Annotated in this window: 25 protein-coding genes and 1 other annotated feature; all 25 genes read right to left on the bottom strand. The window is 27.7% G+C overall.

Annotated elements, in window-relative coordinates; translation table 11 throughout:
- Positions 1 to 21: 21 nt before the first annotated feature.
- Positions 22 to 471 carry a transcriptional regulator NrdR gene (gene nrdR / locus Q4E08_RS00335; protein WP_303126964.1) on the bottom strand — a complete coding sequence of 150 codons (450 nt, stop codon included), beginning with the start codon at positions 469 to 471 and terminating at the stop codon, positions 22 to 24.
- Positions 472 to 552: 81 nt separating this feature from the next.
- Entirely contained in the window at positions 553 to 831 is a 279-nt protein-coding gene (locus Q4E08_RS00330; RefSeq protein ID WP_303126962.1) for a YlmC/YmxH family sporulation protein, read from the bottom strand.
- Positions 832 to 920: 89 nt separating this feature from the next.
- Positions 921 to 1,694, bottom strand: coding sequence for an RNA polymerase sporulation sigma factor SigG (gene sigG, locus Q4E08_RS00325; protein ID WP_303126960.1), 774 nt, complete (start codon positions 1,692 to 1,694; stop codon positions 921 to 923).
- A 79-nt stretch (positions 1,695 to 1,773) separates the two neighbouring features.
- The gene (gene sigE, locus Q4E08_RS00320) at positions 1,774 to 2,481 is read right to left on the bottom strand and encodes an RNA polymerase sporulation sigma factor SigE (protein WP_303126958.1); all 708 of its coding nucleotides are present in this window, start codon (positions 2,479 to 2,481) and stop codon (positions 1,774 to 1,776) included.
- A 27-nt stretch (positions 2,482 to 2,508) separates the two neighbouring features.
- Positions 2,509 to 3,312: a sigma-E processing peptidase SpoIIGA gene (locus Q4E08_RS00315; RefSeq protein ID WP_303126956.1), complete on the bottom strand. Its 804-nt coding sequence runs from the start codon at positions 3,310 to 3,312 to the stop codon at positions 2,509 to 2,511.
- A 204-nt stretch (positions 3,313 to 3,516) separates the two neighbouring features.
- Positions 3,517 to 5,556, bottom strand: coding sequence for an SH3 domain-containing protein (locus Q4E08_RS00310; RefSeq protein ID WP_303126954.1), 2,040 nt, complete (start codon positions 5,554 to 5,556; stop codon positions 3,517 to 3,519).
- 201 nt (positions 5,557 to 5,757) lie between these two features.
- Complete coding sequence (gene ftsZ, locus Q4E08_RS00305; RefSeq protein ID WP_303126952.1) at positions 5,758 to 6,912, bottom strand: cell division protein FtsZ; 1,155 nt, start codon at positions 6,910 to 6,912, stop codon at positions 5,758 to 5,760.
- Between the two features lie 13 nt (positions 6,913 to 6,925).
- Positions 6,926 to 8,209, bottom strand: coding sequence for a cell division FtsA domain-containing protein (locus Q4E08_RS00300; RefSeq protein ID WP_303126950.1), 1,284 nt, complete (start codon positions 8,207 to 8,209; stop codon positions 6,926 to 6,928).
- Between the two features lie 143 nt (positions 8,210 to 8,352).
- Complete coding sequence (locus Q4E08_RS00295) at positions 8,353 to 9,408, bottom strand: type IV pilus twitching motility protein PilT (protein WP_303126948.1); 1,056 nt, start codon at positions 9,406 to 9,408, stop codon at positions 8,353 to 8,355.
- Between the two features lie 55 nt (positions 9,409 to 9,463).
- Positions 9,464 to 10,165: an RNA polymerase sporulation sigma factor SigK gene (gene sigK, locus Q4E08_RS00290; RefSeq protein ID WP_303126946.1), complete on the bottom strand. Its 702-nt coding sequence runs from the start codon at positions 10,163 to 10,165 to the stop codon at positions 9,464 to 9,466.
- 77 nt (positions 10,166 to 10,242) lie between these two features.
- Positions 10,243 to 11,844, bottom strand: a complete 1,602-nt coding sequence (locus Q4E08_RS00285; protein ID WP_303126944.1) for a penicillin-binding transpeptidase domain-containing protein — start codon at positions 11,842 to 11,844, stop codon at positions 10,243 to 10,245.
- A gap of 58 nt (positions 11,845 to 11,902) precedes the next feature.
- A complete protein-coding gene (gene udk / locus Q4E08_RS00280) occupies positions 11,903 to 12,520 on the bottom strand; it encodes a uridine kinase (RefSeq protein ID WP_303126942.1) in 618 nt (205 codons plus the stop codon).
- 11 nt (positions 12,521 to 12,531) lie between these two features.
- Complete coding sequence (locus Q4E08_RS00275) at positions 12,532 to 13,776, bottom strand: U32 family peptidase (protein ID WP_303126940.1); 1,245 nt, start codon at positions 13,774 to 13,776, stop codon at positions 12,532 to 12,534.
- A gap of 7 nt (positions 13,777 to 13,783) precedes the next feature.
- Complete coding sequence (locus Q4E08_RS00270; RefSeq protein ID WP_303126939.1) at positions 13,784 to 14,428, bottom strand: O-methyltransferase; 645 nt, start codon at positions 14,426 to 14,428, stop codon at positions 13,784 to 13,786.
- A 17-nt stretch (positions 14,429 to 14,445) separates the two neighbouring features.
- Entirely contained in the window at positions 14,446 to 15,453 is a 1,008-nt protein-coding gene (gene mltG, locus Q4E08_RS00265; protein ID WP_303126938.1) for an endolytic transglycosylase MltG, read from the bottom strand.
- 98 nt (positions 15,454 to 15,551) lie between these two features.
- Positions 15,552 to 17,378, bottom strand: a complete 1,827-nt coding sequence (typA, locus tag Q4E08_RS00260; protein ID WP_303126937.1) for a translational GTPase TypA — start codon at positions 17,376 to 17,378, stop codon at positions 15,552 to 15,554.
- A 185-nt stretch (positions 17,379 to 17,563) separates the two neighbouring features.
- Positions 17,564 to 19,231: a ribonuclease J gene (locus Q4E08_RS00255; RefSeq protein WP_303126936.1), complete on the bottom strand. Its 1,668-nt coding sequence runs from the start codon at positions 19,229 to 19,231 to the stop codon at positions 17,564 to 17,566.
- A 70-nt stretch (positions 19,232 to 19,301) separates the two neighbouring features.
- Positions 19,302 to 19,763, bottom strand: a complete 462-nt coding sequence (locus tag Q4E08_RS00250; RefSeq protein WP_303126935.1) for a Fur family transcriptional regulator — start codon at positions 19,761 to 19,763, stop codon at positions 19,302 to 19,304.
- 24 nt (positions 19,764 to 19,787) lie between these two features.
- Positions 19,788 to 20,048, bottom strand: coding sequence for a DUF1292 domain-containing protein (locus Q4E08_RS00245; RefSeq protein ID WP_303126934.1), 261 nt, complete (start codon positions 20,046 to 20,048; stop codon positions 19,788 to 19,790).
- A gap of 76 nt (positions 20,049 to 20,124) precedes the next feature.
- On the bottom strand, positions 20,125 to 20,541 hold the full coding sequence (ruvX, locus tag Q4E08_RS00240) for a Holliday junction resolvase RuvX (protein ID WP_303126933.1): 417 nt from the start codon (positions 20,539 to 20,541) through the stop codon (positions 20,125 to 20,127).
- Positions 20,542 to 20,587: 46 nt separating this feature from the next.
- Positions 20,588 to 20,845, bottom strand: a complete 258-nt coding sequence (locus tag Q4E08_RS00235; RefSeq protein WP_024614558.1) for an IreB family regulatory phosphoprotein — start codon at positions 20,843 to 20,845, stop codon at positions 20,588 to 20,590.
- A gap of 139 nt (positions 20,846 to 20,984) precedes the next feature.
- Positions 20,985 to 23,633: an alanine--tRNA ligase gene (gene alaS / locus Q4E08_RS00230; protein WP_303126932.1), complete on the bottom strand. Its 2,649-nt coding sequence runs from the start codon at positions 23,631 to 23,633 to the stop codon at positions 20,985 to 20,987.
- 50 nt (positions 23,634 to 23,683) lie between these two features.
- Positions 23,684 to 23,866: a binding site (T-box leader), on the bottom strand.
- A gap of 117 nt (positions 23,867 to 23,983) precedes the next feature.
- On the bottom strand, positions 23,984 to 25,015 hold the full coding sequence (locus Q4E08_RS00225) for an AI-2E family transporter (protein ID WP_303126931.1): 1,032 nt from the start codon (positions 25,013 to 25,015) through the stop codon (positions 23,984 to 23,986).
- The gene (locus tag Q4E08_RS00220; RefSeq protein ID WP_303126930.1) at positions 24,999 to 25,493 is read right to left on the bottom strand and encodes a PRC-barrel domain-containing protein; all 495 of its coding nucleotides are present in this window, start codon (positions 25,491 to 25,493) and stop codon (positions 24,999 to 25,001) included. Before Q4E08_RS00220 ends, Q4E08_RS00225 begins: the two co-directional genes overlap by 17 nt.
- 108 nt (positions 25,494 to 25,601) lie before the next feature.
- Positions 25,602 to 26,264, bottom strand: coding sequence for a hypothetical protein (locus Q4E08_RS00215; protein ID WP_303126929.1), 663 nt, complete (start codon positions 26,262 to 26,264; stop codon positions 25,602 to 25,604).
- Between the last annotated feature and the right edge of the window lie 21 nt (positions 26,265 to 26,285).

Here is a 26,285-nt window from a genome sequence, read left to right as displayed (position 1 = left end):
TAGAACTAATATGCCAATTCCTTATCTCATTAATCTATTTATTTCTTCCATAAAGGTATTAATATCTTTAAACTGCCTATAAACAGAAGCAAATCTAACATAAGACACTTCATCTATCTTTTTTAGCCTTTCCATAACCATTTCTCCTATGTAATTTGATTGAACTTCTGTCATCATTTTATTTGATATAGTCTTTTCAATATCTTCTGCAATATCTTCTATTTGCTTGCGTGAAATAGGTCTTTTTTGACAGGCTATTATCAATCCGTTTACTATTTTTTCCTTATTAAAGTTTTCTCTAGTTAAATCTTTTTTTATAACTAAAATTGGAATATCCTCTACTTTTTCATAAGTTGTATATCTTTTATTGCAATTTAAACATTCTCTTCTTCTTCTAATTGTAGTATTATCATCTGTTGATCTTGAATCGACTACTTTACTTTCTTGAAAAGAACAAAAAGGGCATTTCATAGATAATTCCCACCTTTCTGTACAGTAATTGACTTATTCTATATCGTTATTATACATATTTTTCTCTTTTATGGCTAGATACTATCTGTAAATATTATCATCTCGCCCTAAAATATTTGAATTATCCATAGAAACTAATATCACATCTAACCCAATCTTCTCTATATTTTCCCATGGTATTTCTATTTCCTCTCCTTTCGAAAACCACCCTTTGTTTTCTCCTGGAATAATTAATGACTCAACTTTATCATTCTCACAATCTAATTTTATATCTACAATAAACCCTAATTTTGTTCCAGAATTTATATCTATAACCTCCATACTTTTCATAGAATTTATTGAATGTAAATTTTCCTCCATATATAACACCCCCATATGTTAAATTTATATTCATTATTTTATAAATTATTATATTTACATGAAAAAAGAACTCTCATAAGAGTTCTTTTTTAAACATACTTCCTCATGTGTTTAAGTGCTGTCTTTTCTAGTCTAGATACTTGAGCTTGAGATATTCCTATCTCATCTGCAACCTCCATTTGTGTTCTACCTTTAAAAAATCTAAGATTTAATATTAATTTCTCTCTATCAGTTAACTTTTTCATTGCCTCATTTATGGATATATTTTCAAGCCAACTATCATCAGTATTTTTAGAGTCGCTAATTTGATCCATAACATATATAGCATCTCCACCATCATGATAAATAGGTTCAAATAAAGAAACTGGATCTTGTATTGCATCTAATGCAAAAACAACTTCTTCTCTTGGAATTTCAAGTTCTTTAGCAATTTGAGAAACATTTGGCTCTCTATTGTTATCTTTTACAAGTTTATCTCTAACTAATAGTGCCTTATATGCTATATCTCTTAATGACCTGCTAACTCTTATTGAATTGTTATCTCTTAGATATCTTCTTATTTCACCAATTATCATAGGTACAGCATAAGTTGAAAACTTAACATTTTGAGATAAATCAAAATTATCTATAGCTTTCATAAGTCCTATACATCCAACTTGAAATAAATCATCAACATTTTCGCCTCTATTATTAAACCTTTGAATAACACTTAATACAAGTCTTAAATTACCTTTTATAAAAGTTTCTCTAGCACTATTATCACCAGACTGCATTTTTAATAAAAGTTCTCTTTTTTCCTTTTCTTTAAGTATAGGAAGTTTTGCAGTGTTTACTCCACATATCTCTACTTTATTAATGATCAAAGTCATCAACTCCTTTGGAAGTAATTTCATCACAGTAGAAAGTATTTCCGTAAGGAGTAACTTTTATACTAAAGACAACCTAAACCATTTTACTTATTTCTTTTTTTAATCTACTTATTATCTTTTTTTCTAATCTTGATATATATGATTGTGATATTCCAAGTATATCAGCTACCTCTTTTTGTGTTTTTTCGTTATTACCATTTAAACCAAATCTTAATCTAACAATTTCTTTTTCTCTCTCATTTAAATTTTTAAGAGCAATAAACAATAACTGCTTATCTACTTCATCTTCTATTAAATTATATACAATATCATTATCAGTTCCTAATATATCAGATAATAATAATTCATTTCCATCCCAATCTATATTAAGAGGTTCATAAAATGAAATTTCAGCTTTTATTTTATTATTTCTTCTTAAATACATAAGTATTTCATTTTCAATACATCTTGATGCATAAGTTGCAAGCTTTATTTTTTTATCTGGTTTAAATGTATTTACTGCTTTTATTAATCCTATAGTTCCAACTGAAATTAAATCTTCTACATATACTCCTGTATTTTCGAACTTTCTTGCTATATATACAACTAATCTTAAATTTCTTTCTATTAATATACTTCTTATTCCTTCATCTCCATCACTTAATTTATTAACTAAATCTTCTTCTTCTTCTTTGCTAAGAGGTGGTGGTAATGCATCATTTCCTCCAACATAATGAAGTTTTTTTCTACACAAACCTAATTTCTCAAATATCCTATTTAATAAAAGTTTTATATTAACCATATTCTCCTCCTTGATATTAATAATAATTTATATTACTCCCCTTGGTATCAATGCATTAAAATCATTTTCTCTACTTAAATTATCTTTGCATGGACATAATATAGCATCTACAACCTTAAATGTTTGTCCACTTTTTTTAAGTTTCATATTGTCTACTCTAAAACCTTTTAAAACTCCATCATATCCTATAGCACTATAAGGAATATGATATAAACCATAATTTTCTAAATTTATTTCATTTAAATAAACTTCTTCTACCAATATACATGGTAAATTTGTTATAGGCTCTCTAAGTTCATTTCCAGAATCTAAAAAACCTTTTATTTTTAAATTTTTATTTTCAACAGAAAATTCAACATCATAATAAAAATTATTAATAATATTTTTTTCTCTTATATATGTTGTTATTCTCTCTAATGTTATACATAATATAGATAAACTTAAAATCAAATATTTTATTTTAAAATTATTTATCATAATACCATTTTTTATAGAATACTCATTAGTCATAATTGCAATTTTAAAACAAATTCCACTTAACACACAGGATGATACTATAAATACAATCCCACTTTTTAAAGACTTTATAAACCTCTTATTATTAAGAGGTATGTAAGCTATAACTATTGCTACAATAATTTGAATTATATTATTTGATAAAAAACTTATTTCTTCTATAACCATTGTTAATGTATATAAAGAACCTAAAATAGCTGATAGTAAACACATCTTAAAAGAATATTTTTCCCTAATAATTTTATAAGTAGTTAATAACAAAAATAAATTAACCAAAAAATTTTCAATAAGTAGTATATCTATATATATATTCACTTACATTCCCCCTTAATAAAATTATATAACTATATATTTCAAAATTTTGTCAATTTAATTCATATAAACATAACTTTTTAAATCATTTTTTTTACATTTGATTACATAAAATATTATATTAAAATAATTTTTAACTTTTTATTTTTCATAAATCACAAATTAAAAATAAAAAAAGAGAGATTTTAAAAAAATCTCTCCTTATTATTATTTATTTATTTTATTATCATCTATAGAAACATGTGCTTGACTCTCTGGTAAACTTTCTTTCTTTTTTTGCACTATAGATAAATTTGTTTTAAAAGACATTTTTGTTTCTGTAAACTTTGGTTTATCATAAATAAAGTCATTGTTACCTGTATATAAATATTTCATTTCTTCCATTTGTTGCCCTATTTCTTGTGCATACCATGGTGTAGTTGCATATTGATGCCACATTAATGATTCATTAGGTGAATATCTCATTTTATATAAAGTATTTTGTTTATATTTTGAGCTATTAACATAATTACTTGATACAAAATTAGCAGCACCTTCTATTGCTTTATCAACACTTGTCCATCCATGATTATAAGCATATGTTGTTCCAAGTATTAAAGCTCTATTTGGAAATGCTTTAGAATTATCATATGCACCTATTCCAAATAAATTATATACGGTTACAGGTTTTTGCAACTTTATCATTTTATAACCAATTAATTCACCTTTACTATTTTTTATTTCATGATTAGTATCTGCTATCTCTGTTATCTTAACTCCTTTTGCTAAAGTGCTCTTTCCATACCCTGTTTCATGTATTGATTGGGCTGCAAAATATAATGGATCTATATTAAATTTTTTTGCTGAATTTACAAATGCACTAGCATGGCCAATTAAAACTCCCGCATTATGTGCTTTAAAATAATCATTTAAACCATTAACGCTAATATTTCTATATTCATCTAATCTTAAATATTGTAATTGATTAGTAGCTTTTGCTGGATTTATATACTTTTCATAAAAATTATAATCATATGATGAGTTTCTTGATTTTTGTAATTTTATATATGAATCCATTGACATATTATAATTAGTATATATAACATTTTTTTCATTTGGCTTTTCATTTTGTATATCATCTTTTGAAACTTCTTTTATATATTCTTTTGAAGAGTATCCAGTTACGCTTGAATCTTTGATTTTATAAAATCCATTTTCTTCTCCTAGTATTTCAACTATTTCTCCGTTTCTTAAGTTTCCTATTATTTTTGATGAAGTACTAGGTTTTTCTCTAATCCTTAATTCACTATTTACCTTAACTTTCCCATATCTCTCTTTTAATTCTGGTTTACTTTCAGGCTTAACTTCAGGTTTTGCTTCAGGTTTATTATCCGGTTTAATTTCTGGTTTACTATTAGAATTATTTTTTGGATAAAATTTAACATAATCTTCATGAATATATCCACTTATACTACCTTTTTTTATTTTATACCACTTTCCATCTTTTCCATTAACATCAAAGTTTTCTCCAGGTAGTAAATATCCTACAACACCATATTGTGTTCCTGGTCCTTTTCTTACTCTTAAATTACTTGTAACATTTATAACTTTTCCTGTTCCTTCATATTTATTAACACTAGAATTATTACTACTATTATTGTTGTTAATATTATGATTGCTACTGTTACTATTATTACTATTACTACTACTATTATTACTTGTTACTTTTACATAATCTTCATGAACATATCCATGTCCATTTTTATATTTTATTTTGTACCATTTCCCTGACTTTTCTATTATGTCAAGTTTACTTCCATTTTTTAAGTAACCTATTGTTTCTGAACTTGTTGATGCACCTTTTCTTACCCTTAATTCACTTGTAATATTTACTACTACCCCTTGCTTAGTTACTTTATCTACCTTATTACTTTTATTATCATCATTTAAAGTTACTTTGGCATAATCCTTGTGAATATATCCTTCATTTTTTCCAGCTTTAATTTTATACCATGATCCATCCTTAGCTAAAACATCAAAAGCTTGTCCTTCTTTAAGATATCCTATTATCTCACTATTTATACTAGCTTTTTTTCTTATTCTAAGATTAGTTTCTACATTTATAACTTTACCCTTTCCTATTATATGTTCTGAAACAATAGAAGATTTATTTACAGTTGCAAAAGTCTTCTCATTGTTTAACGCCAATGAAGTTGTCGTTGTTGCCGCTAATAAAAACAACATAGTTGATATCTTTTTTTTATTCATAACAATCTCTCCATATAAAATATTTTTTTACATTTTTTATCTCATTATTTTTAATTTTAACATAATTTTCTTATACATAAAACATTTTTGACTTTTAAATCACTCACTTTTTTTACCTTTTTGTAACCTTTTCTAAAAAAATAAAGCTTTAGATATAAATATCTAAAGCTTTTAAAACCAATTTAATAATATTTTTAAATTTTAATTTGATCTTCTTGGTCTTCTTAAAAATGTTGGTATTGATAAATCTTCTTCAGTATAAGTTATAGTTGAGCTTACTGTTTCCTCTGAAGAAGTTGCTGCAACTTCTTCTTTTGGTTCTACAACAGTTTCTTCAACTTGTTTGCTTATTTGTTTTTTCACTTCAACTTTAGGTGTTTCTTTTGGAAGTGCACCTATTCCATCTTCTTCAAACCCTGTTGCTATAACAGTAATTCTTATTTCATCTTGAAGAGTTTCATCAATAACAGCACCAAATATTATGTTTGCATCAGCATCTGCAGCTTCTCTTACTACATCTGCAGCTTCATAAACTTCTAATGCTCCAAGATCTGCTCCACCTGTAAAGTTAAGTATAACTCCAGTTGCACCTTCTATTGAAGTTTCAAGTAATGGTGAAGCTATAGCCTCTTTAACAGCATCAGATGCTCTATTATCGCCTTTTCCATGACCAACACCCATATGTGCTAATCCTTTATCTAACATAACAGCTTTTATATCAGCAAAGTCTGCATTAACTACTCCAGGAATAGTTATAAGGTCTGATATCGCTTGCACACCTTGTCTTAAAACATCATCAGCTAATCTAAATGAGTCTAAAAGTGTTGTCTTTTTATCTGCCATAAATAATAATCTTTCATTAGGGATTATTACTAATGTATCAACTTTTTCTTTTAACTTTGCAATACCCATTTCAGCATGTCTCATTCTTCTCTTTCCTTCAAATGGGAAAGGTTTAGTTACAACACCTACTGTAAGAATTTCTAATGATTTAGCAATTTCAGCAACAACTGGTGCAGCACCTGTTCCTGTTCCACCGCCCATTCCAGCAGTAATAAATACCATGTTAGCACCTTTAATAGCTGCTGTAATTTCTTCTCTACTTTCTTCTGCTGCTTTTTGTCCAATTTCAGGGTTAGCTCCTGCTCCTAATCCCTTAGTAAGCTTTTCACCTATTTGTATTTTTTGATTTGCATGTGATAGCATAAGGGCTTGTTTATCTGTATTGATAGCTATAAATTCTACATTCTTTAATCCTTCAACTATCATTCTATTAACAGCGTTACTTCCTCCGCCTCCACAGCCTATGACTTTTATATTAGTTAATTCTTGCATATCAACTTCAAAATCTAACAAAACAATTCCTCCTTTAGAAAATATCCTCTAGTAAACTTCTTATTTTTCCTATAATACCAGTATTCTTTTTTTTCTTATCATCGTGACCTAAATCTTCTATTTCATAATTAGCGTTAACATCAATATCACTTATTTCCTCAAATTTTAAAGTATTACCTTTAACATCTTTTGTAAAATCTTCACATATTAATTCTACCCTATCATGCACCTCTTTAACAATAGCTAAAGAAGTAATATTTGAAAGATTTTGCATATTAAAATCACTTTTTGTAATTATATTAACTTTGTAATCTATCATTTCACTTACTAACGCTTTTATATTTTCAAAATTGGTTAAAGAATCACTACATAAAATTATACTACATAAATCGTTATAATGACTAGTATTTTTTAATTCATTATTTACATAATTAAGAATTTCTTCAATTCTTGCCTCACACACTTTAAAATATAATTCCTTATGAATACTTTTGCCATCTATAAGTATTTCTTTTTGTAAATCATCATTTAAAATACTTACATAATTATTGCTATATTCACACTTAACTAATTCAGCCTCTTTATTTGTTAAACCTGCACATATTGAAAGATCACTTGTAATATTATTTCCACCTAATGGAATAGAAATAAGTTCCTTTATAACTCCATCTTTAAATATACCAATTTCAGTTAATCCAGCTCCACTATCTACTATGGCCTTTTCGCCTAATTCTTCCTTAAATAAAAATATATTTCTTAATGAATTTATATTAGAAATAAATCCTTTAATATTATACCTTGTATCTATGCATATAGTTTTATATTTATTTAATGTATCTCTATTGCATAAAAAAACAGTAACGTTAACATATATATCTCCTAATACATCTTTAGGAATTTCTAATTTTACATCATCACCTATTTTATAATAATTTATTGATACATCACATATTCTCTCATCTTCACTTAACTCTATGCTTTCTTGTAAGTTTAATATTGATTCTTTTAAATTCTTCAAAAAATTATTATGAGTATTTGTTACTTTTATTTCATATTCTTTTAACTTTAAATCTGAAGATGGTAACCCTATGTAAATATCATAAATCTTTTCATTAATTTCTTCCTCTAATTTATATAAAACTTCAAGAAAACTTTCTTTACATGCTTTACTATCAACTATCTTTCCTCTATCAATCCCTTTAGAGTAAACACAAGAACTTCCTAATATTTCAACTTCTTCACCTAGTCTTGATATACCACTTGATGCAGAAATTTTTTGTGTTCCTATATCTACCGCTGTCACTAAAAATTCTTGCATTTTTCTTACATTACCTCCTCATTATATCTTACATTTATATATTCAACATATATTTTTAAATTCCTCTTTATTTTATTTACTTATTAAATTATTAATATTTAAAAATAATAAAATAAAAATATGACCATTGTAAATGGTCATATTTAAAATTTCATCATTCTATTAATCATCTCTTTATCTAAAGCATATGTAATTGCAACTTCTTTATCTATAATTCCTAAATTAATAAGATCTACTAAATACATATCCATTGTTTTCATACCGAATTTACTACCTGTTTGTATAACAGATTGTATTTGATGTGTTTTACCTTCTCTTATTTGATTTTGAATTGCAGGATTTATTATCATAGTTTCAAATGCAGCCACTCTATTGTTATTATCTATAGTTTCAATTAATTGTTGTGATATTACTCCTTGTAAAACCGAAGCTAACTGAACTCTAATTTGTTGCTGTTGATATGGAGGAAAAACATCTATAATTCTATCTATTGTTTGAGTAGCTCCAATAGTGTGCAATGTAGAAAGAACCAAATGACCTGTTTCTGCAGCTGTAATTGCAATAGAAATAGTTTCTAAATCTCTCATTTCACCAATAAGTATAACATCTGGATCTTCTCTTAATGCTGCTCTAAGTGCATTTTTATAACTCTTACTATCTCTTCCTATTTCTCTTTGATTTATTATACTCTTTTTATGCTTGTGAATATATTCTATCGGATCCTCTAATGTTATTATATTTTCACTTCTAGTTGAATTTATTTCATTTATCATTGCAGCTAAAGTTGTACTTTTTCCACTACCAGTTGGTCCAGTTACTAAAATAAGTCCTCTTCTTTTAGCTACTAATTCTTTAATTATATTAGGATGATTTAACTCTTCTAGTGTAGGAACATCTAAAGTTATACTTCTTATAGCTATAGCATCACTTTCTAATTGTCTAAATACATTAACTCTAAAACGTCCTACTCCTTCTAGGGAATAAGAACTATCTATTTCTCCATTTTCAATATATTTTTCAAATTTATTTCCTAATAATTCTTTTGAGAAACTTCTCAAATCATCTTTGCTTAGTTTTTCTTCACTAACAGATTTTAATTTTCCGTTTATTCTAAGCATAGGTGCTAAATCAGCTGTTAAATGTAAATCTGAAGCTTTACATTCAATAGTTTTTTCTAAAAGTTCTTTTAAAGTATACATTTTTGTCCTCCGAATTTTTAATTTGTTTTTTATAATATATAAAATATTTATAGACTTATGTTATTTTCCCATATAAAACTTTTTGTAATTTCTTTAAGGCTTTTTTTTCTATTCTTGAAACATAGGACCTAGATATATTAAGCTTTGCCGCTATTTCTCTTTGAGTTTTACTTTTTCCATCTTTAAGTCCATACCTCATAACTATTATATCATGTTCTCTTTCTGTAAGTATTTCCTCCATTTTTTTATATAATGCTGTAACTTGAAGATTACTCTCAACTTTTTCTATTACAGAATCTTTATCGCTACTTAATACATCAATCAAACATATTTCATTTCCCTCTTTATCTATTCCTATAGGGTCTTGTAAATAAACTTCTCCTTTTTGCTTTTTATTATTTCTAAAAAGCATAAGTATCTCATTTTCAATACATCTTGATGCATAAGTTGCAAGTCTTGTTCCTTTATCTACGTCAAATGAGTCAATCGCTTTTATTAGTCCTACAGTCCCTATTGATATAAGTTCATCTACATCTTTATTTGGAAATGAATATTTTTTTACTATATGAGCTACTAATCTTAAGTTTCTTTCAATTAAAACACTTTTCGCCCCTTTATCCCCCTCTTTTAATCTTCTTAAATATTTTTCCTCTTCTTTTTCATTAAGAGGTGTTGGGAAAGTGTTATTATTAGATACATAACCACTTAAAAATATTGTATTACATAAAAGCTCGATAAAATTTGATATTACTAACACTTTCTTCCTCCTTATAGTGCTTACTAATATCATATGACTTTTCTTCTTAAAACTTGCTATTATAAAAAATATATTTTTTATTTTTTACCAAGTTCTAAAACAATATCTTTAAATATAGGTGCAGCAGTGTTTCCTCCTCCTACACTTTCTTCTTCAATTAAATCAGGTAAAAATACTATCATAGTATACTCCACATTATTTATTGTAAAATATCCTGCAAACCATCCATGTGTTGTTCCTCTACCACTTGATGATGATCCTGTTTTTCCTCCAATATCAAATCCTTCAATATAAGCATTCTTTCCTGTTCCATTTAATACAACTTCCTTCATATCATTTTTCACTAATTTACTTGTTGTTTCAGTAAATATTCTTTCTTTAGTTGTATTGTATTTCTTTATGTTTTTATCATCATTATCTAATATACTATCAACTATATAAGGTTTTATATAAACGCCGTCATTTACTATAGTGTTTATAGCTCCAAGCATTTGAATAGGAGATACATTCATTGCTTGACCTATTGATATAAGAGCTATTTTATTATTATTTTTAGGATCATCATTTAATGGTTTTATTCCTGAAGTTTCATTTTTATTTTCACCTTGAAAATTCAAAACTTTTTCAAACAATCCAACTCTTTCACTATATTGCATTAACTTATCATAACCAACTTTTCTTCCTATTGCCCCAAATACGTCATTACATGACTTTACTAAGCCTTCTTTTATAGTTAATGTTCCATGAACCTTTCCATTACACATCTTACCATTACATGAAACAGTATTATATGGAGTTATAAACCCCTCTTCTAATGCAGATGCATAAGTTATTACTTTATATATGGAACCTGGTTCATATCCAGCACCTTCAATTCCTAAATTTATATTTGCTTGACTCTCATCTTTTTGAACCATAGCTTTTATTTTTCCTGTATTGCTTTCAATTAATGTAACACCAACATTTTTATAATCTAAATATTCTTCTTTTAATAGAACTTTTCTTATATCTTCTTCTATTTCTTTATCTACAGTTAATTTCACATTTCTATTTTCCTTATTTAAATTCAGTTCATTTATTGAGTAAGTATTTTTTTCATCTAAATAAAAGTTCTTTTTAGGAACAACATTATTTTTTATATTATTAAAAATTTCTTCATTTAAAGATCCCTTTACAAAATTATCTTCATATATATTTGAAAACATGGAACTTACAGACCAAGCTTCTTTCATATCTATTTCATCACTTACAAATGTATATACACCTTTTAAATTATTTAGCTTATTTATTTTATTATATGTTTCTTCCGATATTTCATAATATAACTTTCCCTGACTTCTCATAACATCTGTATAATTAAATTCTTCATTTTCTGCTTTCATTATAAAGTTAAGAGCCATTAAATCTTCTAAAGTTTCTCCATAATTATTCAAACTAAATGGTCTTGAATCAATAACTAAAACATATTTCTTCTTATAGCTCATTAAATCTTTTCCATTTGTATCTAAAAGCATATATTTACTATTACTTATATTTTCTGTTTGATGATTTTTATAATTTGATTCAACTCTTTCTGTGGGATGAATAGTTAAAAAATATAATCTAACTGAAAGAATAGTAAATACACATATAATAAAACCTAATATCCAATTATATCTTCTTGTATTCTTTTTTTTCATAAAAAGGAAACACCTCCTCCTAGCTAATTCTTGACTAAGAAAAGGTGTTTTATTCAACCTAGTTTAATATATCTTTAATTTTTGAAACTAAGATATCTATTGCTACCTTATTGTGTCCACCTTCTGGAACAATTATATCAGCATATCTCTTAGTTGGTTCAGTAAATTGCATATGCATTGGTCTAACTACTGAAAGATATTGTTCAACAACTGAATCTACAGTTCTTCCTCTTTCATTTATATCTCTTACAAGTCTTCTTAAAATTCTTATATCAGCATCTGTATCAACATAAACTTTAATATCTAATAAATCTCTAATTCTTTCATCTTCAAGTACTAATATACCTTCAACTATTATTATGTCTCTTGGTTTTACTAAATTAGTGTCTTTTGCTCTATTATGTAATGTAAAATCATAGATTGGCTTTTCAATTTCTTTACCTGCTATTAAATCCTTTAAATGTTCTACTAATAAGTCATTATCAAAAGCTCTTGGATGATCATAATTAGTCTTTGTTCTTTCTTCCATGCTTAAATGACTTTGATCTTTATAATAAGCATCTTGTTGTATCATTGCGATACATTCTTCATTAAAGCTATTAAATATTTCATCAGCTATTGTACTTTTTCCTGATCCTGTTCCACCAGTAATTCCAATAAGTATAGGTTTTTTCATTAAATTACCTCCTAGTTGTTAACAATCTCTAAAGATTCTTTTTGTTTAATTAGCATATCATTTACTTTTAATGGAGTATCAACTTTCATTTTAAAAATCATATGTGCTCTATTTGCAACATCTGTTTCAGTATTTTTTTCAACATCATACATTGATCCCATTTCTATTGAAAAATTAGATGTATAAGGTCTTAAAATATCAACTTTATCTCCCTTAAACACTCTATTTTTTTGTATTATTGTAGCAATTTTAGTTTCTTCATCATATTCTTTTACCATTCCAACTATATCATAATCTCTTATATATGATGAATCATCATAATTTTGTTCTCCAGTTTTTCCAAAGTAGAATCCTGTATGATAAGGTCTATGACTAACCTTTAATAATATATCCATCCATTCTTGCTTAAATTCATAGTTTTCTGGATCTTCAAAGTAGCTATCTACAGCTTCTCTATAAGCTTTAACAACTGATGCTACATAGAATTCACTCTTCATTCTACCTTCAATCTTAAATGAATATATTCCACTTTGAACTAATTCAGGTATATGCTTTATCATACATAAATCTTTTGAATTCATTATGTAAGTTCCTTTATCATCTTCTACAACCGGGAAATAAACACCTGGTCTTGTTTCTTCTACAAGATGATATTTATATCTACAAACATTAGCGCATGTTCCTTTATTAGAATCTCTTCCTAATAAATAATTTGATATTAAACATCTTCCTGAATATGCTATACACATTGAACCATGTACAAAAGCTTCTAAATCACAACCTTCTGGTAAGTTATCTCTAAATCCGTATATTTCATTGAAAGACATTTCTCTAGCAAGAACTATTCTTTTAACTCCTAAGTCATACCAAAATTTAGCTGCTCTCCAGTTAACTGTATTAGCTTGTGTACTTAAATGTATTTCAAAATCAGGAGCTACTTCTCTAGCAATTGCAATTATTCCAGGATCTGAAACTATAATAGCATCTACACCTAAGCTTTCAAGTCCTTTTATGTAATCTTCAACACCTGTTAAATCAAAGTTACGAGGGAAAACATTCATAGTTACATAAAGTTTTCTTCCTCTATCATGACAGTATTTAACACCTTCTGCAATTTCTTCATTTGTGAAGTTACCTGCAAAAGCTCTTAAATTCAATCTATTTCCACCTATATAAACAGCATCAGCTCCAAAATCTACTGCGATTTTTAATTTTTCAAGATTTCCAGCTGGTGCTAAAATTTCTGGCTTTCTCATTTAAAAATTACCTCCTCTTTGTTATAGCAATTCCATCGCTCATTGGAATTACAGATGTAATTAAATTTTCATCTTCAGAAACCATCTCTAAATATGTTCTCATTCTTTTAACTATAGTTATTTTTCTTCTTTTAACTAAGTCTTGAGATGCAACCATTCCTCTAAATAAAACATTATCGGCTATAATTATACCATCTTTTTTTAAAAGTCTTAAGCAATGAGGTAAGAAATGATTGTAATGGCCTTTTCCTGCATCCATAAATATTAAATCAAATTCTTCATCTAATTCTTCTAATATTTGAAGACAATCCCCTTCTTTTATAGTGATTTTATCTTCCAAATTATATTTTTTTATATTTTGCTTTGCAAGATCAATCATTTCTTTACTTCTCTCTATAGTAATAATATCAGGATTTGTTTTTGCAGCTTCATACATAAGTATAGCTGAATACCCTATGGCTGTTCCAAGCTCTAGTATCTTTAGAGGTTTTTTCATACTAACCATAAACTCTAAAAATTTACCTGCTTCTTTTTGTACTATAGGAACTCCATTTTCTTTTGCGAATTGTTCAAGTTCTTTAAATTTACCAGTGCTTTCACCAATTAATCCCCTTAAATAATCCTCCATATAATCATAAGTAATTCCGCTCATAATTGCCTCCAATAAAATTAATATCCAAATTCAGATTTCTTTTTTTCAAAATCTAAATAGCTATTTGTAAAATAATGTTCTCCTTTTTTAGGATCCAACAAATAATATAAATACTCAGTTTTAGCTGGTTTTAGAGCCGCAATTAAAGATGCTTTTCCTGGACTTGCAATTGGTCCAACTGGCAAGCTTTTAACCTTATAAGTATTGTATGGTGAATTTATCTCTAAATGTTTATAAAGAACCTTATCAACATGCTTACCTAAAGCATATATAACTGTTGCATCTATTTGTAATGGCATACCTTTTTGTAATCTATTATCAATTACTGATGAAATTAAAGGTCTATCCTTTTCTGTTCTAGCTTCTTTCTCAATTAAAGATGCCTTTGTAACAATTGAATATATCTTATCATCTGGTACAGTTACTCCTGTTTCTTTTTCAACTTCCTTAAAAACTTTTAAAAATTCATCATTCATAGTTTTTATAACTTCATTTGGAGTAACTCCTATTTTAAACGAATATGTATCTGGATATAAAAAACCTTCTAATGGATATCTAACATCCTTATTATTTTTTATGTAACTTGGAAGTTTATAATTCTTAACAGCTTCTAAAAATGCTTTTTTAGTAAATAATCCTTTTTCCTCAAATAGATCTCCCATTTGGTCAATTGTATAACCTTCTGGTATAACAACATTTACAACTTTTTCAGTTTCTAGTTCTTTTATAAAATCTTTTAAAGATATATCACTATTTATTGTATATGTGCCTTCAACTAACTTAGGATTAACCTTATTAATTTTTAAGTAAAGTTTAATAAAAGCCTCATTTTTTATTAATCCTTTTTCTTTTAAATCATTTAATAAAGTATAAAATCCTTCCCCTTTATCTATTTTAATAACTATTTTATCATTGCTAGATTTTAAGGGATTGTTTACAGTATTAGCGTACATAAAAACTATAGAACCTAAAATTATTGCAATTAACACGCAAATAATTATTAATTTACCCTTAGATTTCTTCATAAAATCCCCCTATATATAAAAGTAAATAGCCAGTATTTCGGCTATTCACTTTATTATAATACTTTTTTTTCATTTTATAAAGATACAATTTTAGACTATTACTTTTTGCTTCTTGATAATCTTCTTCTTCTTTCAGCACTATCTAAAACAGTTTTTCTCATTCTTACGTTTTCTGGAGTTACTTCTACTAATTCATCACTATTTATGAATTCTAAAGCTTTTTCTAAACTCATTTGAATTGGTGGAACTAATTTAATTGCTTCGTCAGCTCCTGATGATCTTGTATTTGTAAGTTTTTTACCCTTACATACATTTATATCAATATCATCTGCTCTACCACAAACTCCAACTATCATACCTTGATATACTGGTGTTCCTGGTTCTATAAATAATGATCCTCTTTCTTGAGCATTGAATAATCCATATGCAATAGCATCTCCTTGTTCGAATGATACAATTGATCCTCTGCTTCTTCCTGGAATTTCTCCTTTATATGGCTCATATCCATGGAATACATGGTTCATTATACCGTTACCTTTTGTATCAGTCATGAATTCATTTCTAAATCCAATAAGTCCTCTTGCTGGAATTACAAATTCTAATCTTGTATATCCATTTACAGCAGAAGTCATATTAACCATTTCACCTTTTCTTGGTCCAAGTTTTTCCATTACAGGTCCCATGAATTCTTCAGGTACATCTATAGTTAAATATTCCATTGGCTCTAATTTTTTGCCGTCTTCTTCTTTGAATATAACATTTGCTTTTGATACTTGTAATTCGTATCCTTCTCTTCTCATAGTTTCTATAAGAACTGATAAATGAAGTTCTCCTCTTCCTGATACTTCGTAACAATCTGGAGTTATTTCTCTAACTCTTAAACTTACATTTGTTTCAAGTTCTTTCATTAATCTATCTCTTAAATGTCTTGAAGTTATAAAATCTCCTTCTTGACCTGCAAATGGTGAATCATTTACCATAAAGTTCATGCTAAGTGTTGGTTCATCAATTTCAACAAATGGTAATGCTTCTGGGTTTTGAGCATCAGCTATTGTTTCACCTATATTTGCATCTGAAACACCACTTAAAGCTATAATATCTCCCATTGAAGCTTCGTTAACTTCTTCTCTCTTTAATCCATTATATCCAAATAATGAAGTAACTTTATAATTTGAAGTACTTCCATCTTTTCTAACTAATGCAACTTGTTGATTTTTCTTAACAGTTCCTCTATGTATTTTACCGATTGCAATTCTTCCAACAAATGCATTTGAATCTAATGTAGTAACAAGCATTTGTAATGGTCCATCTACATATCCTTCTGGACATGGAACATGCTTTAATATTGTTTCAAATAAAGGAGTCATGTTTTCATTTGTATCTTCAACATTATATCTTGCAAAACCATTTCTTGCTGAAGCATACACTATTGGGAAATCTAATTGCTCATCATCTGCTCCTAGCTCTAAGAATAATTCAAAAACTTCATCAATAACTTCTTCTGGTCTAGCATCTGGTTTATCAATCTTATTTATAACTACTGCTGGTTTTAATCCTAACTCTAATGCTTTTTTAAGAACGAACTTAGTTTGTGGCATTGGACCTTCATATGAATCAACAACTAATAAAACTGAATCAACCATTTTAAGTACACGTTCAACTTCTCCACCAAAATCTGCGTGTCCTGGAGTATCAACTATGTTTATTTTTACACCATTGTATCTTACAGCTGTATTTTTTGAAAGAATTGTAATTCCTCTTTCCTTTTCTAAATCATTTGAATCCATAGCTCTTTCTTCTACTTTTTCATTTTCTCTAAAAGTATGGCTATCTTTTAATAATGCGTCAACTAATGTAGTCTTACCATGGTCAACGTGGGCTATAATAGCAATATTTCTAATATCTTCTCTTTTAATTAATTCCATTCTCTTCCTCCAAAATTAGCTTTACTTATATATTTTTTCTATATATTTTTCTATGTAAACCTATAATATTTTTTTTCAAAAAGAAAATTGGATACTCGTGTACCCAATTCTCGCACTATTTTATATTCTAATATTTACTTTTTAAAAAGTCAACATAAATGATTGTTAATTAAGGTATTAGCTTTCTATATTTCCATTATTATTGGAAGTATCATAGGCTTTCTCTTAGTTTTTTCATATAAGAAATTTCTAAGTTCATCTCTGATTCTGCTCTTTATAGTAGCCCAATCAGTAATTTTTGATTTTTCACATTCATTTAATACTTCTTTTACAATTTCTCTAGCATCATCCATAAGGCCTTCAGATTCTCTAACATATACGAATCCTCTAGAAATTATGTCTGGTCCTGCAATAACTGATGCACTCTCCCTATCTAAAGTAACAACAACAGTTAATATACCATCTTGTGATAAATGCTTTCTATCCCTTAAAACTATGTGACCTACATCACCAACACCTAATCCATCTACAAGTATTTGCCCTGATGATACAGTACCATTTTTCTTAATTGAATTACGAGTGATTTCAATTAAATCTCCTGTTTCAGGTAAAACATAATTTCTATGATTTAATCCTACACTTACAGCAAGTTCAGCATGTTGTTTTAAGTGTCTAAATTCTCCATGAACTGGAACAAAAAATCTCGGTCTTACTATAGTTTGCATAAGTTTTAATTCTTCTTGACAAGCATGACCTGAAACATGGACATTCTCATCTGAACCATATATAACTTCTGCACCTTTTTTGAATAATCTATTTATTACCTTTGATACTAACTTTTCATTACCTGGAATAGGAGTTGCTGATATTATTACAGTATCCCCTTCAACTATAGTTATCTTTCTATGTTCAGCAGCAGCCATTCTAGCAAGAGCTGACATTGGTTCTCCTTGACTTCCTGTTGTTATAATAACCATTTCTTCGTTTTTGTATTTTGCACTACCATCAATAGTTACTAAAGTATCTTTTTGTATTTTTAAGTATCCAAGTTCAATTGCCACTTGTACTATATTTTCCATACTTCTTCCTGATACAGCAACTTTCTTTCCATACATTTCCGCAGCAGTTATTATTTGTTGAATTCTATGAACATTTGAAGCAAATGTAGCAACTATAATTCTACCTTTTGCTTTTCCAAATAACCTTTTTAAATTTTCACCAACAACACTTTCAGACTTAGTATATCCTGGACGTTCTACATTTGTAGAATCAGCCATCATTACAAGTACTCCTTTTCTTCCTAATTCAGCAAGTCTTGCAAAATCTGTTCTTCCACCATCTATAGGAGTATGATCTATTTTAAAATCTCCTGTGTGTAAAACAACACCAAGTGGCGTGTGAATAGCAATAGCTACTGAATCTGCTATTGAGTGGTTTGTTTTGATGAATTCAACAGTTACATTTTGTAACTTTATTTTATCTTTTGGCTTTACTCTAACAAGTTGTGTAGTATCTAAAATTCCGTGTTCTCTTAATTTAGTTTCTACAATACCTAAAGTAAGCTTAGTTCCATATACAGGTACATCTAATTGCTTTAATACATATGGCAGTGCACCTATATGGTCTTCATGTCCGTGAGTTAAAAATATTCCTCTAACTTTTTCCTTATTTTTTAATAAATAAGATATATCTGGTATTACGATATCTATTCCGTACATATCAGCTTCTGGAAATTTTAATCCACAATCTATTACTACTATATCATCTTTGTATTCAATGACTGTAAGATTTTTTCCAATTTCATCTATTCCGCCAAGAGGAATTATTTTAACCTTAGCTTTTTCATTCTTCATATTTCCCCTCCTTATTTAAGAATATATATAAACAAAAGAATTCTTCTCTTAATATTTAAAGAGACATCCTTTAATTTTTCTCTCCCTTATTACACTCATCACATATACCATAAAATTTTACGCTGTGATCTTGTATTTTAAATTTATATTTTGTTTCTATTCTATGTTCTAATTCTTCTAATAAATCTTCTTCAACTTCAAAAACTTTGTTACATTGGTTGCAAATTAAATGGTGATGTCTATGTTCTTCATCTTGGTGAATAATTTCATATCTACTACATCCGTCGCTTAAATCTAACCTTGATAACAATTTAACTTCCTCAAGTAACGCAACAGTTCTATATACAGTTGCTAAGCCTATTTCCGGACAATCTTTTTTTACTTCATCATATATTTCTTCAGCAGTAAGATGTCTTCCTTCGTTTTTTATAATAGTATCTACTATTGCTCTTCTTTGAGGAGTTAATTTATATCCTTTTTCTTTTAAGTTTTCCTTAAGTTCTTGCATATCCACGGAAACTGTGCTTCCCATTTACAACACCTCTTTTCATGTCTATTATTCTTCTTGCATTAATAAGTTATAAGCTTCTTCCACCATTGCAAATTCTGCTTCATCCTCTATATTTATAAGAGTATCTTCTCCTTCTTCGTCAGAAACAACTTTAAGTACTACTGCTTCTTCTCCCTCTTCATCAGCTGGAGTTAAAACAACATATTCGCTATTTAAATCATCTATCTTAAAAAAGCTAACTACTTTAAATTTTAATTCATTTCCTTCTTCATCTAATAAATCAATGTATTCTATATCTTTTTCCATTTTCCGCATCTCCTTTTTTTATATTTTAATTATATTTGTTTTATTTTGTCAATAATTATTTTCATTTAATAATCATTTATTTTCTTGATATTCTATCTAAATATCCTTGTAATATATACGTTGCAGCAACTTTATCAACTATTTTCTTTCTTTTTCCCCTTGATAAATCTGCCTCAAGCATAGCTCTATGAGCAGCTACTGTTGTAAGTCTTTCATCCCAAAATACTATTTCTAAATCAATTGCTTCTTTAAGTAAATTACTAAACTCTTGTATTTTTTCTCCTGCAAAGCCAATGGAACCATCCATATTTTTTGGAAGTCCTACAACTATAGTTTCTACAGAATACTCATTACATATTCTCACAACTTCTTTTACATCATCAGTTTTTTTTGTTCTTCTTATAGTTGTTATACCTTGGGCTGTAAAACCAAGTGGATCTGAAATTGCAACTCCTATAGTTTTCTGTCCAACATCTAATCCTAATATTCTCATATTATCTCCTCTAAAACAAAAGATGCCCTTCAACAGGGCACCTTGTTTATTTTATCTCTAAATAAGATTTTATAACTTCTTCAAGAATTTCATCTCTTTCAAGTTTTCTTACTAAAGCTCTTGCTCCGTTGTAATTTGTAATGTAAGTAGGGTCTCCTGATATTAAATAACCCACAAGTTGATTAATTGGATTATACCCTTTTTCTTGAAGTGAATTATAAACCTCTGTTAAAATGGCCTTTGTTAGCACTTCTTTATTCTTTGATACATCAAATTGCATTGTATGTTCTAAATTATTGCTCATACTCCTCGCTGCTTTTAGCAGCTCACCCCCTTACCTAATTGTTAAAGGAAATCTATATATTCAATAGTATTATCCATGCATTTCATTTTATATTCAACTTCTATAAGTTAATTATAACCTATCTAAATTTAAAAGTACACTATTTTAATAAACTTTCCACTACAGAATATGTTTTTTGTACAGCCTCATTTATCTTTTCAGGGCTTTTTCCTCCAGCTTGAGCCATGTCCGGTCTTCCACCACCGCCGCCTCCAACTACTGAAGCTACTTCTTTTATTATTTTTCCACAATGTACTCCTTCTGATACAGCATCTTTAGTTGCCATAGCTACTAAATTTACTTTTCCATTTACATTGCTAACTAAAACTACTACTGATTTTTGTGCTTTATTTCTTATCTTATCACCTAAGTCTCTTAAAGCATTTCCATCTACATCTTCTAAGGCGTATGATATAACAGTAATACCTTTTATGTCTTTAGCTGCTTTTAATATATCATCTTCTGCTCCACTTGTAAGTTTTGATTTTAGTTCTAATATTTCTTTTTCTTTTTCTTTAATATCTAAAGCTTGTGCTGATATTTTATTTATTATATCTTTTTCATTACACTTTAATGCTGCACAAGCATCTTTAAGTACACTTTGCTTTTCTTCCATGTATTTAATAGCACTAAATCCAGTTACTGCTTCTATTCTTCTTATTCCAGCTGCTACTCCTGATTCATTAACTATTTTAAATAAACCAATTTGTCCTGAATTTTTAACATGTGTTCCACCACATAATTCTTTTGAATAATCTGATACTTCTACAACTCTAACTTCTGAACCATATTTATCATCAAATAAGGCTGTAACGCCTCTTTCTTTTGCTTCATCTAATGACATAAGATTAGTTTCTACAGTAAATACATCCATTATTTTAGCATTTACTAAATCTTCAACCTTTTGAAGTTCTTCTGAAGTTAATCCTTGGAAATGAGTAAAGTCAAATCTTAATCTTTCATCATCAACATAAGAACCTGCTTGATTTACATGTTCTCCAACAACTATTTTTAAAGCTGAATGTAGCATATGAGTTGCTGTATGATTTTTACGTATATTATTTCTTCTATTAACATCTATTTTTAATTCAACTTCATCATTTAATTTTACTATACCAGTATTAACTTTTACATAATGAATAGTTTTTCCAGCAACATTATTTTTTGTATCATAAACATAAGCTTCAAAGCTATGTCCTTTTATTATACCTTTGTCACCAACTTGACCTCCCATTTCTGAATAGAATGGAGTTTTATCAGTTACAATATATCCTTTTTGACCCTCTTTTAACTCTTCTAAAACTTCTTCATCATTTGCTAAGAAAAGAATTTTACCAATAGCTTCATCATTATCATATCCAACAAATTCACATTCTATATTGTTATCAATTGAATTGATTGGTGATTCTTCACTACCCATGTAAGTGAATTCCCCTCTTGCACTTCTTGCTCTTTGTCTTTGATCTTGCATTTCTTTATCAAATGCTTCTCTATCTATTGTCATATTTTTTTCTTCTAATATTTCTTCTGTTAACTCATATGGGAATCCATAAGTGTCATAAAGCTTAAATGCCTTTTCTCCACTTAATACAGTTTCATTTTTATTTTCTAATTCTTCAATATATCCTAAAAGTATTCCCATTCCTGAATCTATTGTTTCATTAAATCTTTCTTCTTCTAATGTAACAATTTTTTCAATATAGTCTTTTTTAGTTAAAAGTTCATCATATTCTGAAGCATAATTTTCAACTACTGATTCTACAACATCTTTTAAGAATAATCCTTTAATACCTAAAACTCTACCATGTCTTGCAGCTCTTCTTAAAAGTCTTCTTAAAACATATCCTCTTCCTTCGTTACTTGGTTGAACTCCATCTGAAATCATCATAGTAACTGATTTAATATGGTCTGTAATTATTCTAAGTGAAACATCTTTAACCTTGTCTTCACCATATTTTACTCCTGAAAGCTCTGAAACTTTACCTAATATATTTTTAACTGTATCAATTTCAAATATATTATCTACACCTTGCATTAAAGTTGCAAGTCTTTCAAGTCCCATACCTGTATCTATGTTAGGATTTTGAAGTCTTTCATAATTTCCTTTTCCATCTCCATCAAATTGAGTAAATACTAAGTTCCAAAACTCTATTACTCTATCTTCATCACTAGCTTTTACAAATTCTTCTGCAGTTTTTACAGGTTCTACCCCTTCTTCTGCTCTATCAAAATGAATTTCTGTACATGGACCACATGGACCTGCTCCATGTTCCCAGAAGTTATCTTCTTTTCCAAGTCTGAATATTCTATTAGGGTCTATATCTGTTTTTGTAGTCCAAATATTAAATGCTTCATCATCGTCTAAATATATAGTTACATATAATTTGTCCTTTGGCATTTTTAAAACTTCTGTTATAAACTCCCAAGCCCATGGAATTACTTCTTCTTTAAAATAATCTCCAAATGAAAAGTTTCCAAGCATTTCAAAGAAAGTACCATGTCTTGATGTTTTACCAACATTTTCTATATCGCCTGTTCTTATACACTTTTGACATGTTGTTATTCTTTTTCTTGGTGGCTCTTGCATTCCTGTAAAATAAGGCTTAAGTGGAGCCATTCCAGCATTAATTAATAATAAACTTTTATCATTTTTTGGAACTAAAGAAAAACTTTTTAATCTTAAATGATCTTTACTTTCGAAAAATTTTAAATAAGCTTCTCTTAAGTCATTAGTTCCCATATACTTCATATATTATTCCCTCCAATTCAATATAAAAAAGCTCTCATCCCTATAAAATAGTAAGGGACGAAAGCTACAAATTCTTCCGCGGTACCACCCTAATTATGTAAAATAAATTTACATCTCTTTTAATGGCTATAGCTCATAGGTAGCTTCAAAATGATTTATTTAGAAGTTTACACCAACCACTTCCTCTCTGAAAAATAAAATTCAAATTTACTCATCCTAATCAATGCTAAATATTAAATTATAACTAATGAAATTATATTTTATATGCTTAAATATGTCAATATTTTTAGATTATTTATTAAACTTTATAACATTTTTATATTCTTATAAAAACTATTATTTAATTTGTACTAAAATAAATAATAATTTAAGTCATCATATATAACCTTTAATATAACTCCTATAGGAACTGCAAGTATCATTCCACAAACTCCGCCAATTTTTTCTCCTATTAGAAGTATTATTATTATTACAATTGGATGTATGTTTGTACTATCAGCAGTAATTTTAGGTGCTAATATATTACCTTCTATTTGTTGTATTAAAAGTATACCCAAACCAATCCAAAGACCTTTTGCTGGTGAATCTATTAAAGCTACAATCACAGCTGGTATTCCACCAAAAACTGCCCCAAAATAAGGAACTATATTAAAAACTGCATTTATTATAGCTAATAAAAATGCAAACTTTATATCTACTAATATAAATAATATTAAACACATTACTCCAATTCCTAATGATAAAATAACTTGACTTATTATGTATCTTTCCAATAACATATTTACATCATTTATAATATTTTTAGTAATACGTCTTTTTTCTAATGGTACTAATAAATAACATTTATTAGCTATACTTTCCCCATCTGCTAAAAAATAATATGAAACTATAGGTATAAGAGCAATAGAAAATATATCACTAGTAAATTCAATAATCCAATTTATTATAGAACGAGATAGTTCCATAATATATCCCCATACTTTAGTTTCTAATTCACTGTATATAACTCCAGACAAAGAAGAATTTCCTATTTTCATTTTATCTCCAAAATTTTTTATATATCTAGAAAATTCATCTATCATATAAGAAGAATTAGAAAATTCATTTATTATGTTTGGAAGTAATATAGCCATCAATAAAGAAATTAAAAGTATTATACCAAGCATTACTATTAATGTTGATTTGTTTTTTGAAAGCATCCATTTACTCATAAGTAAATTTCGTAAAGGCCTTAGTACATATGCTAATATAGAAGCTATAATTATAATATTTATAACTTCTCTAAAAATTCCCCACTTAAAATATAATATTATAAATGCAACTACAATTATAGATATTAATATCTTTATTAAAAGTAATCTATTTTTAATTTGAAACTTCATTTTTCTCTTCTTTTCTTGGCATTGATTTTAAAGTAACATTTTTATTACCAACATACAAAACATAATCTTCACCAAGGATACATTCGTTTATTAATATAACTTCTTTACCTTTTAATAATCTTTCTATAAGCCCTGTACTAACAACTAATCCCTTTATAGTTAAACCTATTTCATCTATTATACAGTCTTCTACTACACCTTTAAGGTTACCATTTAAATCTATTATATCCATTCCCTTAACTTCTTGTAATCTAAGGCCAGTTCCTTCTTTTAATTCTTTAACTAATATCTCTTTATCAATTGATATTATATCATCAATAAACACGCAATTTTTCTTAGAAAAAAAAGCATGAGTTGATATTTTAAGCCCTATTATAATGCCTTTAAAAAAATCTATATATAAATCCTCTACTACTCCTAATTTTTTCCCTCTAATATCATAAACATTTTTAAGTAAAAACTCCTTGCTTCTAATCATGCTGCACCTCCTATATACTCACTTATAAAATAGCTTTCCCAAAAAAATTGCTTTTTAAACTAATATAAGGATAAATAATAGGATAAAAAAAAGCCTTTTAATAAGGCCTTAAGGATTTAATATTTTATGTTTTATAAATTTAGCATAATCTTTTGTTATTACAAGTATATCAATAGGTCCACCACATGTTGCAAGTCTCATATCAAATCTTTGATATTTTATAGTTAAATCTATTAAAAATTCTGCTAAATCTATTCCATCTTTTAATTGCATAAAATTAAAATTAAATTGCATTGGTGGATCTCCTAAAACAAGTTTTCGTAGAGCTTCTGGATCACCATTCCATGTAAACCCATTCCTTACATTTCCATTAGCATCAATGTTATTTCTAATAACTTCTCCATTTACTATTTTATATACATAAGGAACATCATCAATATATCCAGATACATGATATATTACCCCGTTACCATGAAGCTTTTTAGTGTATTCATTTAATTCATAAGCTATATCCTCTACAGTATTATCTTCTTTTATTTCTTTTATTTCAAATTCTCTAATAAAGTCCCCAACAAACTTTCCACCAATTATTGCATCACCACAACAAGCTATTCCTATAGTATTATTTTTAATTAAAAATAATTTTTGAGAATTATCACTTAAAGTATGTTTATATTTTGTTCCATCATTCAATGTAGTAGTTCCACTCATTCTACTATCTGCAGCCATAGCTATACCCTCTGGTACATATACAGTTGAAATTATTGACATATATAGTCTCCTCTCAAATAA

The organism is Clostridium sp. (genome assembly GCF_030532265.1).
Classification (GTDB): Bacteria; Bacillota; Clostridia; order Clostridiales; family Clostridiaceae; genus Clostridium.
The sequence above is the reverse complement of the archived record's forward strand: the minus strand, read 5'-3'. Positions and strand labels throughout refer to the sequence as shown.